The 12,604-nt window shown below is 38.1% G+C and carries 9 protein-coding genes; 2 read left to right on the top strand and 7 right to left on the bottom strand.

Annotation, left to right across the window (positions count from 1 at the left end; translation table 11 throughout):
• Nucleotides 1-493: 493 nt before the first annotated feature.
• From ABYK33_RS08790 to ABYK33_RS08765, 6 genes are all read right to left on the bottom strand, one after another.
• Nucleotides 494-1,285, bottom strand: coding sequence for a DUF3050 domain-containing protein (locus tag ABYK33_RS08790; RefSeq protein ID WP_373032769.1), 792 nt, complete (start codon nucleotides 1,283-1,285; stop codon nucleotides 494-496).
• 504 nt (nucleotides 1,286-1,789) lie between these two features.
• On the bottom strand, nucleotides 1,790-2,971 hold the full coding sequence (prpF, locus tag ABYK33_RS08785; protein WP_373032768.1) for a 2-methylaconitate cis-trans isomerase PrpF: 1,182 nt from the start codon (nucleotides 2,969-2,971) through the stop codon (nucleotides 1,790-1,792).
• Nucleotides 2,972-2,981: 10 nt separating this feature from the next.
• Nucleotides 2,982-5,573: a Fe/S-dependent 2-methylisocitrate dehydratase AcnD gene (acnD, locus tag ABYK33_RS08780; RefSeq protein WP_373032766.1), complete on the bottom strand. Its 2,592-nt coding sequence runs from the start codon at nucleotides 5,571-5,573 to the stop codon at nucleotides 2,982-2,984.
• A gap of 1 nt (nucleotide 5,574) precedes the next feature.
• Nucleotides 5,575-6,729: a 2-methylcitrate synthase gene (gene prpC, locus ABYK33_RS08775; RefSeq protein ID WP_373032765.1), complete on the bottom strand. Its 1,155-nt coding sequence runs from the start codon at nucleotides 6,727-6,729 to the stop codon at nucleotides 5,575-5,577.
• A 12-nt stretch (nucleotides 6,730-6,741) separates the two neighbouring features.
• Nucleotides 6,742-7,614 carry a methylisocitrate lyase gene (prpB, locus tag ABYK33_RS08770; RefSeq protein WP_373032763.1) on the bottom strand — a complete coding sequence of 291 codons (873 nt, stop codon included), beginning with the start codon at nucleotides 7,612-7,614 and terminating at the stop codon, nucleotides 6,742-6,744.
• 1 nt (nucleotide 7,615) lies between these two features.
• Nucleotides 7,616-9,526, bottom strand: coding sequence for a propionyl-CoA synthetase (locus ABYK33_RS08765; RefSeq protein ID WP_373032762.1), 1,911 nt, complete (start codon nucleotides 9,524-9,526; stop codon nucleotides 7,616-7,618).
• 163 nt (nucleotides 9,527-9,689) lie between these two features.
• On the opposite strand from ABYK33_RS08765, the gene ABYK33_RS08760 reads away from it, so the two are divergent.
• Entirely contained in the window at nucleotides 9,690-10,637 is a 948-nt protein-coding gene (locus ABYK33_RS08760; protein WP_373032761.1) for a hypothetical protein, read from the top strand.
• 35 nt (nucleotides 10,638-10,672) lie between these two features.
• On the opposite strand, the gene ABYK33_RS08755 is transcribed toward ABYK33_RS08760, so the two are convergent.
• Nucleotides 10,673-11,653 carry a YhdH/YhfP family quinone oxidoreductase gene (locus tag ABYK33_RS08755; RefSeq protein WP_373032760.1) on the bottom strand — a complete coding sequence of 327 codons (981 nt, stop codon included), beginning with the start codon at nucleotides 11,651-11,653 and terminating at the stop codon, nucleotides 10,673-10,675.
• Nucleotides 11,654-11,926: 273 nt separating this feature from the next.
• On the opposite strand from ABYK33_RS08755, the gene ABYK33_RS08750 reads away from it, so the two are divergent.
• On the top strand, nucleotides 11,927-12,604 hold a 678-nt coding region (locus ABYK33_RS08750; protein ID WP_373032759.1), incomplete at its 3' end, for a sensor histidine kinase.

Raw genomic sequence — 12,604 nt, 5'->3', positions numbered from 1 at the left:
AGTCGCCCGATCAGACTGAGTCACTTACGCGCACTCGACGAACAGGTGCAGTATATTGCCGATCTAGCCGATCGCAGCATCAAATCCAAACATGATCGCGATCGGTTCGCAAGGCGGCTGTCGGAGGTGCGAGAAGCACTCAAAGCCGCCTTCTTTGAGCGTTGAGGAAGAGAAGGAATAGTGTTGTGAAATCGAACAGGAAAATGCTACGTAAAGCCCATTTAGCAAATTTCAGTGTGGACATTACAGTTCAATGTAGGAAGGTGCAGCTTTTTTCTGACGCGGCGGAATTGATTAGTCAGCGGTTATCTGTGATAAGATCTGAGCTCGGTGCTTACATCTAGATTTTGGTCGGCAAGTACAAAGCAGAAACTATAATCTATATAAATCAGAATTTAGAGATAATCTAAGACTTCTTCTAATAGTCTTATTTTCAAAACCTTATAAAATATATAACTTTATAAGGTTTTGACTTAAATCATATGTCAATGATTTAAGCTGATTTCTTTTTACTATCTTGAATCGCTAATAAGACACCATCCCAAAACTTTATTCTAGCTCTAATTGCATTGAGAGCAGCTTCTTCTGCTTCTGCAATCTTTGCTTCATTTCCTTCACATAATAAGTCTAACATACGTAAAGACATTGGTCCATGATGATCTCCATCAAGTTCTATATGACGATCTAAATAATAATGAAATACATTAGCTTGTTCTCGTGAGATTTTCATCTTATCAAGGAGAGCACGGAACATTTCTGGAATGATATGTTCTCTACCTAAAGCAAATGCTGCTGCAACAACATGAGGCTTATCACTATTGATAAAGTTGAATGTAACCTCCATAAATTCTTTTGCAGCAGAAGGTATTTGAAGGGTTTCTTTTGCTACATCTAAAGAATCAGATGCCACTGTAGAAACAAATTCTCTAATGAGTTGACTACTTCCTTCTTTTACTTCTTCCATAGCTTGAGCATACAGGTTGAAATGACTTGTATATGTTGTAGTTCCATCTTCAAGTGGAATACCTTCATCTGATTCTTCTTCAAGAACAATATCATTAATAAAACGCTGAACCTGTGCATCACCAAATGGAAGCCAAGGTATTTTTGCTGGTGCAATTTGATTTTGTAAATATTTTACCAACGACATGAAGTCCCAGACAGAGTAGATATGGTTTTGCATAAAGATCGTTAAATCATTCATGTCTGTAACTGCAGAATAAACTGGATGAGTGGCAAGCTCTTTTCTTAATTTTCTTACGTTTTCAAGTGGGAAAGTTGTCAATATATAGTCCTTAAATTTTAAAAGAAGAGTATATATGAAAGAAGATTCAAAACAAGAAAATTAATTTATATTAATTAAGTTTTTTGGTAATTACCCGATTTTTACACATACTTATGAGGAATGGTAACTTTTAAATTTTGGACAAGATTATAAGGAGGCATACTAGTGAAAAAATTATGCAATCTAAAATTAAAAGTTACCAGAAAGCCTGGAGTATTCAAGGAGATTAATAGGCTTTCTTGTGTTCAATTATAGTCTTAATAGAAATAACTTTATTTACTTTACTGTATAAAAAATAATCATTTTAATACTATCTAAAAATAAGTACAGGGAAAACCTTATAAAATATATAACTTTATAAGGTTTTCATTTTTGTTTTTTTACTTCAAAAATTTGTAGCGTTTTTTATTTAAACTGACATATCGATTAGCAACGATCATAAGATATGACCGAAGGCTAATCAACGCTCGAATTGTAATCCTGAACCCTATGGTATATGGAGAGCTAGTTCATCGTGTCTGCAGGCACGAATACTGAACCATCCATTATAATTCTTGCACTTCTACTCATGCCTACTTTTTCTATGCTGTAGTTTCCATTTTCTTTTATAATGGTAGACCCTACTCTAAGTGTACCTGATGGATGACCAAATACAACAGATTCACGCTCTCCACCACCTGCTGCATCACTTACAAGCGTACCTGGTATACACGCAGCTACTGCAATAGCGACAGAAGCTGTACCCATCATGGCATGGTGTAGTTGCCCCATAGATAATGCTCTTACATTAAGCTCAATGTCGCTAGATTCTATGACTTTCCCACTTGACGAGGTATACCCCTCTGGTGGTGAGACAAAAGCAACTTTTGGTGTATGTTGTCTGTTCTCTGCTTCTTTAATATCAGAGATCAAACCCATTTTAATAGCACCATAGGCACGAATAGTCTCAAACATCTCTAAGGCTTTTACATCAGAGTTAATGTCACCTTGAAGCTCTGTACCTTTGTAGCCAATAGCATCTGCATTTAAAAATATAGTAGGGATCCCTGCTGTTATCATGGTAGCTTTGAAAGTACCTACTCCGGGTACCTCTAGATCGTCTACTAAGTTACCTGTAGGAAACAGTGTTTCATCTGGATCAATGGGTGCCACAAATTCTATCTTAACCTCTGCAGCAGGAAATGCCACACCATCTAAAATAAAGTCACCCATTTCACGAACCACTCCACCTGCCATAGGCACATGAGCGATAATGGTTTTTTGAATATTCACCTGCCAAATATGCACTTCTATAATGCCATCGTCTACCATTCTACTTTTATCAAGTAAACCACTTTTAATAGCAAATGATCCTACTGCACCCGTGAGGTTACCACAGTTTCCACTCCAGTCTACAAAGGGTTTATCTATGGCTATTTGACCAAATCGGTAATCTACATCATGGTCTTCTTTAGTACTTTTACTTACAATGACCGTTTTACTTGTACTTGAAGAGGCATTACCCAGACCGTCTATTTGTTTATTGTATGGATCAGGGCTACCAATGACACGAAGCAGAAGTTTATCAAGTTTGGCTTGATCTTCCAATGCTTCTTTTGGCAGGTCATCTTTTTTAAAAAACACACCCTTGCTTGTACCACCACGCATATACGTAGCGGGGATGCTTTGTTGTGGTGTATAAGACATCTTTATTTCCTTATTTTTGTGCTACGAAATCTTTGGCAAATTTTTGCAAGATCCCACCAGCGTTGTATACTTCAACTTCCGCACTAGTATCAAGTCGACATGTTACAGGTATCTCTACACTTGTACCATCAGCTCTGGTCATACGTACGTTCAATGTACATCTAGGCGTTATGTCACCTGTCACATCGAATGTTTCTGTACCTTCAATGTTGTAAGTATGTCTTGTGTCTCCATCTTTGAATTGTAATGGGAGTACACCCATACCCACAAGGTTAGTTCTGTGAATACGTTCAATACTTTCAGCGATAAGTACTTCAACACCGGCAAGTCTTACACCTTTAGCTGCCCAGTCACGTGAACTTCCTTGTCCATAGTTTGTACCTGCGATAATGATCAGTGGTTGTTTACGCTCTTGATACGTTTCAATCGCTTCCCACATTCTCATCACTCTACCTTCAGGTTCAACTCTTGCCAGTGAGCCTTGTTTAACCTCACCGTTATCATCTTTAACCATCTCGTTAAAGAGTTTCGGGTTTGCCAATGTTGCACGTACAGCAGTGTTATGGTCACCCCTATGCGTAGCATACGAGTTCAAATCATCAATAGGTAATCCCATTTTAAGACAGTACTCACCCGATGCACTCTCTGGCAATATCGCGTTTGATGGCGAAAGGTGATCAGTGGTAATGTTATCAGGAAACACTCCTAAAGGACGTAGATTTTCAAGTGCCGGTCTACCTGTAAATTCATCATCCCAGTATGGTGGTTTTTGAATGTAGGTTGATTGAGGATTCCACTTATAAAAAGGATCCACTTCAAAATCGTTCAAAGCACTTTTTGCAAACATAGGATCATAGATCTCTGTAAACATTTCTGGTTTTACAGAAGCTTTCACCACTGCATCGATCTCTGCATCTGTAGGCCATAAGTCTTTAAGTGTAATGTCATTACCTTCTTTGTCTTTTCCTAACACATCTTTTTCGATGTCAAAACGTATACTTCCTGCCAGTGCATAGGCAATAACAAGTGGTGGAGAAGCTAAAAATGCTTCTTTTACATAAGGGTGTATTCTACCATCAAAATTTCTATTTCCAGAAAGTACAGCTGTTGTATACACATCGTTATCTACAGCTTCTTTTTGAATAGCAGGGTCAAGTGCTCCACTCATACCATTACATGTGGTACAGGCAAATCCAACAATACCAAAGCCTAATTTTTCTAGTTCACCCAGTAAGTTGGCATCTTTCAAATACTCTTCAACTACTTTAGAACCTGGTGCCAATGATGACTTGACCCATGGTTTACGCTCAAGACCAAGCTCATTGGCTTTTTTAGCCAATAATCCAGCGGCAACAACGTTACGTGGGTTAGAAGTATTGGTACATGATGTAATAGCCGCTATTAAGATAGCTCCATCAGGCATCTTGTCACCATCAATAGTAAAGTCTTTGATGATACCTTCTGCTTCAAGTGTATTGGTAGGTACAAGATGATGAGGCTTAGAAGGACCAGCGATTGAACGTGTCACAGTGCTTAGGTCAAACTCTAACTCTCTTGCATATGTTGCATTCTCAAGCATCGTAGCCCATAGACCATTTGCTTTTGCATATGTTTCTACCAATTTTACTTGTTCTGGCTCTCTACCAGTTAGGGTAAGGTACTCTAAGGTCTGGTCATCTATAGCAAACATTGCTGCACTTGCACCATACTCAGGTGTCATGTTAGAAATAGTTGCTCTATCTCCGAGTGTTAAGAATGCTAAACCTTCACCATAAAACTCTAAATATGAAGAAATAACAGCATTTTCACGTAAAAAACATGTCATCGCCAAGGCAATATCTGTAGCAGTAATACCTTCAGATCTTTTACCTTTTATGTTCACACCTACAACCTCAGGTACTCTCATAAATGAAGGGTTTCCAAGCATGACATTTTCAGCCTCCAATCCACCTACCCCAATAGCAATAACACCCAGTGCATCAACATGTGGTGTATGGCTATCCGTTCCTACAAGTGTATCAGGACTTGCAATACCATCAATGACATGAACAACAGGTGACATTTTTTCAAGGTTGATCTGATGCATGATACCATTGCCCGGAGGGATAACATCTACGTTATCAAATGCTTCTTTTGTCCAGTTAATAAAGTGAAACCTGTCGGCATTTCTTCTGTCTTCAATGGCTCTATTCTTATCAAATGCGTCTGGGTCAAACCCACCACATTCAACTGCTAGAGAATGGTCAACGATCAGCTGAGTAGGCACTACAGGATTAACCTTTTTAGGATCTCCACCTTCAGCAGCAATAGCCTCACGAAGTCCTGCAAGGTCAACCAATGCGGTAAGTCCTAAAATATCGTGTGTTACAACTCTACTTGGGTACCAAGGAAAATCTTTATCGGTTCTTTTTTCAATAAGCTGAACCAATGAATCTCTTAAGTCTTCAGTTGGACATTTACGTAGTAAGTTTTCAGCTAATACACGTGAAGTGTAATTTAGCTTCTCAAAAGAGCCATACTGAATCTCTTCAACAGCTTTTCTTACATTATAATATTCTAGATCTGTACCTTCAAGTTTTTGTAAATAATGTTTACCTATCATCTTAGCCTCTCTGCGCTAATGGAATAAATTTTAAATCTTCAGGACCTGTGTAATTGGCAGACGGACGAATGATCTTACCATCTTCTCTTTGCTCAATAACATGTGCACCCCAACCACTTACCCTGGAAATAATAAATATTGGTGTAAACATATCAGTAGGAACATCCATTTGGTTATAGGATACTGCTGAAAACCAGTCAAGGTTAGGGAACATCTTTTTAGTATCCCACATTACATCTTCCAGGCGTGATGCTACATCATACATAAGTGGTGTACCATTCTCTTCAGAAAGTGTTCTTGCTACTTCTTTAATAACAACATTCCGTGGATCACTAGTAGTATATACAGGATGCCCAAAGCCAATTATAATTTCATTACGTTCCATACGCTCTTTGATATCTGATTCAGCTTCATCAGCAGAGTTATAACGTTGTTGGATTTTAAATGCAGCCTCATTTGCTCCACCATGCTTTGGTCCTCTAAGTGCACCAATAGCACCTGTTACTGCTGAGTACATATCTGACTCCGTGCCTGCAATTACACGTGCTGCAAATGTAGAGGCATTAAACTCATGCTCAGCATAAAGAATAAGCGACACATGCATTGCTTTTACCCATGAATCTCGTGGCTTTTCACCATGGAGAAGGTGTAAAAAGTGTCCCCCAATACTGTCATCATCTGTTACAAGGTCTATACGTTTGTTGTTATGCGTGTAGTGATACCAGTAAAGTAAAATTGAACCAAATGATGCCATGAGTCTATCTACCAGATCTTGTGCTTGAGCTTTGTTATGATCTTCTGCTTCAGGCTCCAGGCAACCTAGGGCTGAACATCCTGTTCTCATAACATCCATAGGGTGTGTCTCTTTTGGAAGTTGTTCTAAGATCTTTTTAACACCTTCTGGAATATCTCTCATCGACTGCAACTTTGCTTTATAACTGTCCAACTCTGCTTGATTTGGTAGCTTTTCATGTATCAACAGGTATGCAATTTCTTCAAATTCTGCTTCAGTTGCAAACTCTAAAATATCGTATCCACGATAATGCAAGTCATTACCTGTACGTCCTACTGTACATAGTGCAGTATTCCCCGCAGTCACACCCGAAAGTGCCACTGATTTTTTAGGTTTGAACCCTGATTTTGTTTCATTACTCATCGTGTATCCTTTTTATTTACTTTGCGAGAAAAGTTCGTCTAGTTTATCTTCGTATGAATAGTAGTCTAGCATTTCGTACAATTCTTTTCTTGTTTGCATAATAGGCAAGGTGCTTTCTTGTGAACCTTTTTCTATGATCGCTTTAAATACTTCAAGTGCTGCTTTATTCATCGCTCTAAATCCTGAAAGAGGATAAAGAACCATATCTATACCTGCATTACCCAGTTCTTCAACCGTAAACATAGGTGTTGCACCAAATTCAGTAATATTTGCAAGTACTGGGACCTTGATCACATCTGTAAATGCTTTGTACTCTTCAAGTGTGTGGATCGCTTCTGCAAAGATCATATCTGCGCCAGCTTCAACATAAGCTTGAGCACGCGATAGGGCTGCTTCTTGACCTTCACTTGCGTGTGCATCAGTTCTTGCCATTACAACAAAATCAGGATCTGTCTTACCATCTACTGCTGCACGAAGACGGTCACACATTTCTTCAGTGCTCACAAGCTCTTTGTTGGGTCTATGCCCACATCTTTTCTGTGCTACCTGATCTTCTATATGGCATCCTGCAGCACCGGCTTTGGTCATCTCTTTTACCGTTCTGGCAATGTTAAATGCTCCACCCCAACCTGTATCTGCATCCACTAAAAGTGGCAGATCACAACGACCTGTGATACGTCTAATATCTATACAAACATCTTCAAGCATTGTCATTCCGATATCTGGTAGTCCATAACTTGCATTAGCAACACCCGCACCTGAAAGGTAAAGTGCTTTAGCCCCTACTTTTTCAGCTTGAATAGCACTGTATGCGTTAATAACACCTATAATTTGTAATGGTCCGTTCTCTTTTAATGCTTCTCTAAATTTTTTTCCTGCGCTCATATTATGATTCCTTTGTTTTTGTTTTTGGGTAACCAAGTGCGTTAATAGCCTTAGTAATTTCTGGTAATACTGTTTTATCTTCAATAGTTGAAGGCATGTTCCACTCGTTGCCATCAGCAATGTCTCTCATGGTACCTCTAAGTATTTTACCACTCCTTGTTTTAGGTAGTCTGTCTACCACTGTTGCAATTCTAAAACTCGCAACTGCACCTATCTCTTCACGTACAAGTTGTACAACGGCATCTACGATAGAAGCATCGTCTCTTTCGATACCTTCTTTAAGTACCACAAATCCCATTGGTGTTTCACCTTTAAGAGCATCATCTACACCAATAACGGCACACTCTGAAATATCAGGATGTTTTGCAACGATCTCTTCCATTTCACCCGTACTCAATCTGTGACCAGCGACGTTGATAACACCATCCATACGGCCCATGACCCATACATACCCATCTTTGTCTATATATCCTGAGTCACCTGTAAGGTAGTACCCGTCATAGAACTTAAGGTAAGAACTTTTATAACGCATGTCATCATTCCAAATACCCATTAAGCAGCTTGGTGGCAGTGGTAATTTTAGTACAAGGTTACCAAGTTTCCCTGGTTTACACTGTTTACCATCAGCATCCAGTACTTGCAGGTTAAATCCTGGCATTGGTTTAGTAGGACTTCCAGCTTTTACTTCCATTGGGTCTAATCCCGTTGGGTTAGCAGCAATGGCCCAACCTGTCTCTGTTTGCCACCAGTGGTCAATAACCTCTTTACCTGTTACTTTTTTAGTCCATTCATAGGTTGCTGTGTCACATCTCTCACCTGCCATAAAAACAGTTTTGAGTTTACTTAGATCATATTTTTTAAGGAATTTACCCTCAGGGTCTTCTTTGCGAATAGCTCTAAAGGCAGTAGGTGCTGAGAAAAGATGAGTTACACTATACTCTTCACATAGTCTCCAAAATGCTCCGGGATTTGGTGTACGTACAGGTTTACCCTCATAAAGAACCGTTGTACAGCCATTCATAAGTGGCGCATAAACGATGTACGAGTGTCCAACAACCCAACCTACATCACTTGCTGCCCAAAATACATCACCTGGTTTAGCATCATAAATATTGTCCATAGACCACTTCAGGGCTACAGAGTGACCACCATTGCTACGTATGACTCCTTTAGGTTTACCCGTAGTTCCTGAGGTATATAAAATATAGAGTGGATCAATGGCATCTAGAGGTACACAATCTACAGGGTCTGTCTTTGCCTCTTCTTCCTCCCAGTCAACATCTCTCCATGGCAGCATATTCGCACGCTCTTGAGGACGTTGCCAAACAAAGCATGTGGTTGGCTTATGGCTTGATCTTTTAATGGCTTCATCAAGCAGTGGTTTATAGTGGATCACTTTGCTAATTTCAATACCACAACTTGCACTCATAATAACCTTTGGCTTAGCATCTTCAATCCGTGTAGCAAGTTCATGTGCTGCAAACCCACCAAATACCACTGAGTGAATAGCACCAATTCTAGAACAAGCAAGCATGGCAATAGCCGCTTCAGGAATCATAGGCATATAAATAATAACCCTGTCTCCTTTAACAACACCTTTGTTTACAAGCATACCGGCAGTTTTAGCTACTCTGTCACGTAGTTCTCTGTAGGTATACTGTTTTTTGGTATCCGTTACCGGAGAATCATAAATGAGTGCCGTCTGTTCACCTCTGCCGTTGTCTACATGTAAATCAAGTGCATTGTAACAGGTGTTCATACACCCACCTACAAACCATCTGTAATGTCCATCTACTACATCAAGTACTTTATCCCACTTGTGATACCAATGTACTTTAGTTGCAGCTTCTGCCCAAAATTTCTCAGGGTTTTCAATCGACTCTTTATATACATCATCATATATTTTACTCATAACATCTCCTTTCAAAAAGTATATCATAGCTCTATATAATTAAATAGTATAAAAAATGATTAAAAATATTTTCTTTTATACATAAAAAAATAATTTACATCTTTAGTGTACATTATGTATAAAAACTGTACAATTATTTTAATTTTTCATAGGAGATATTCCATTGTATATCAGTGCCATAGATAAAATGATTGAAATATATCAACGTTCTGAACTTAGTATGTCGAAGTTTGCAAAAATACTAAAAAAAGACAGGAGAACAGTTAGTTCTTGGATATACCGGGAGGTAAAAGTAATCCCTAAGAAGGATATTTTAGAACATGTATCCTCATTTTTCAGGTATCCTGATGAGATATGGGACGAAAGTTGTGAAAAAGAAGAGTTTCTTGATCTCATCACTTCTATTCCAACAAAAGATGTAAAAATTATTGAAGCAAACCATGAGGGTAGATTAAAATATATTTTAAAAAATGAAGCTGAACAACGTTTGGTAATCCATCCTAAATTCCCGGCTTCTGTATACAGAGATCTAATCTCTCCAAAGTTTTATGCACAAAAAGAGAACAATAAAGTAGATGCACTTAAAAAAGAGCGCATAGATAAAATGCTTAATTATGCTTACAAAAGTGACGAGTGGCATGACATAAAGTCGATACTCAATTTTTGTTTCAGTGACATAGGAAATTTCTACACAAAAGAAGAAAAAATAGCAACGCTTGAACTATTGTTTGAGACATTTCATGAAAATTATAACAAAAGGCTTTATCTGTTTGATTCATTTTCCAAAAAGATCTATGGGTTAGATACCATGTATACTTCTGTGGATATAAAAAATAATATCATGTTCTTTAAATCTCCATTGGAATCGGTCTTTATAGAGATCAGAAATAAAGAAATCGTTGGGAAGATACATCGGCACTTTACACTCAGTAAAGAGTCTCCTGCACATATCAAACCCAATGATGCAGGCAAAATATTACAGATACTCATCACGATTTTAAAACAAAATAAAAACCTAGTTGATGCCTATGAAGAGATTAATCTAAAAACCTCTTATGGTGAACTTTTCAAGAACAATCTTAGCCTTTCACTGCAAGAAAGACTCTCATGACTTGGAGCCTGAACTACATTAAGAAGAATACTTAACTAGATTTTCACCAAATATCTTCCTACAGACTTCCCTGAAAGTAGTGTCTCATAAGCTGTTTTGATCTCCTCTAGCCCGATCTCAGTACAGAGTGTTTCAAGCTCAGGTATTTTAAACTCATTTGCGATCTTATTCCAGGCAGCTTCTTTTTTTCCTAATGCCATTTCAACAGAATCTATACCAATAAGTCTCACTCCCCGTAAAATAAAAGGGAAAACAGTTATGCTTAATTCATGTGATGCATTTAGTCCGCAACAAGTGACAACACCATCGTATTTTGTAACTTTAAGTGCATGGGCTAAAATATTACCCCCCACCGTGTCGATGACTGCTGAAAACCTGGGTTTTAACATAGGCTTTTTATTTTCTACATCAAAAGCGTCTCTTAAAATGACCTCTTTTGCCCCAATTGATTTTAGAAAGGGGATCTTTTCTTCCTTTCCACTTAGCGCAACCACATCAAAGCCAAGTTTGCTTAAGATCGCAACCGCCACCGAGCCAACACCTCCTGTTGCACCCGTGACCAATACTTCACCCTGTTCAGGTGTCACGTCATTGGATAAAAGTTCTTGGACACTAAGTGCAGCTGTTAGACCCGCTGTCCCATAGATCATACTCTCTTTATCGCTCAATCCCTCAGCCATTTTAACTATCCATGAGGCTGGTACTTTAACAAACTCACTGTGTCCACCGTCAGTGTTCATACCCAAGTCATATCCGGTTACTAACACAGGTTCTCCAACCTCAAAGTTGTCACTATTGGAAGACTCTACCACACCAGCCACATCAATACCTGTAATATGAGGAAAGGTTCTTGTAACCCCCGGATTACCTATAGAGCTAAGCGCATCTTTGAAATTAAGTGATGAGTAAGATGCCTTTATAAGTACTTCATCTTCACCTATAACAGGAATAGGCACTTCTTCAATGCCAGATACAAAATCTCCATTTTCATTTTTATTTACCACATATGCTTTCATTTATTACCTTTAAGTATCTCAGTACAAATCATTAACATTTGCACAGTTTTTTATCTATATCGAGTTTCAAATTTCTCTATTTAAAAGAAGTCTATGATCAAGGTCTCTTCTTGTAAAATTTCATGGTACCCTAAATAACTATTGTAAAGTATAATAATCGTATAATAATCGTACAATAATCGTATATATAAATTATATATGTATACAATTAACCTATGTATACATAATGTTACATAATAAATTTTTATCTACTCAAATAAATAAGGTTCTAGAATGGAAGAACAAGTCTTTCTTGACAACAAACAGTGTATCGTCTTTAAAGAGGCATTAGATCACTCTCCAGAAGGGGCATACTGGTTTAATGAAGATGGTAAATTTGTTTATGTAAATAAGGCAACTTGTATTATGTATGGATACAGTGCAGAAGAGTTTAAAGATATGTATCTCTCAGATATTGACAAAAGCTTTAGTAAAGCACGACTACCTGATTTGATGAATAGAATCTTCACTACGGAAGATTGGTCTTCAGAAACAACGCATCAAAGGAAAAATGGGACTGTCTACCCCATTGAAGTATTTGGGCATGGATTTATCTATAATGGAGAAAAAATTATTTGTGCTTTTGCTAGAGATATCACACAGAAAAGACTCTTTAGAGAAAAATATTCAGATGCCAATAGAAAACTTAAAAAGTCCCTTGCAGAAAAAGAAGTGCTACTGAAAGAAATACACCACCGTGTTAAAAACAATATGCAAATCATCTCTTCATTACTTGATATGCAAAGTAGAAGAAGTGACGATATAATCCTGCAAAATTCACTTCAAGAGAGTAGGAGCCGTATTCACGCTATGGCTTTGGTGCATGAATTTCTCTATTTGGGAGATAACCTTTCCTGCATAGATCTACCCCTCTACGTCGATAAGTTAGTGCATGACATTAAGCAATCCTGT

Source organism: Sulfurovum sp. (genome assembly GCF_041562805.1).
Lineage (GTDB): Bacteria > Campylobacterota > Campylobacteria > Campylobacterales > Sulfurovaceae > Sulfurovum.
The sequence above is the reverse complement of the archived record's forward strand: the minus strand, read 5'-3'. Positions and strand labels throughout refer to the sequence as shown.

What these genes read in the sequence shown, in the direction of transcription:
- prpF (WP_373032768.1), bottom strand. Translation starts at nt 2,971, where the DNA reads ATGTCTTATACACCACAACAAAGCATCCCCGCTACGTATATGCGTGGT.
- acnD (WP_373032766.1), bottom strand. Translation starts at nt 5,573, where the DNA reads ATGATAGGTAAACATTATTTACAAAAACTTGAAGGTACAGATCTAGAA.
- prpC (WP_373032765.1), bottom strand. Translation starts at nt 6,729, where the DNA reads ATGAGTAATGAAACAAAATCAGGGTTCAAACCTAAAAAATCAGTGGCA.
- prpB (WP_373032763.1), bottom strand. Translation starts at nt 7,614, where the DNA reads ATGAGCGCAGGAAAAAAATTTAGAGAAGCATTAAAAGAGAACGGACCA.
- ABYK33_RS08765 (WP_373032762.1), bottom strand. Translation starts at nt 9,526, where the DNA reads ATGAGTAAAATATATGATGATGTATATAAAGAGTCGATTGAAAACCCT.
- ABYK33_RS08755 (WP_373032760.1), bottom strand. Translation starts at nt 11,653, where the DNA reads ATGAAAGCATATGTGGTAAATAAAAATGAAAATGGAGATTTTGTATCT.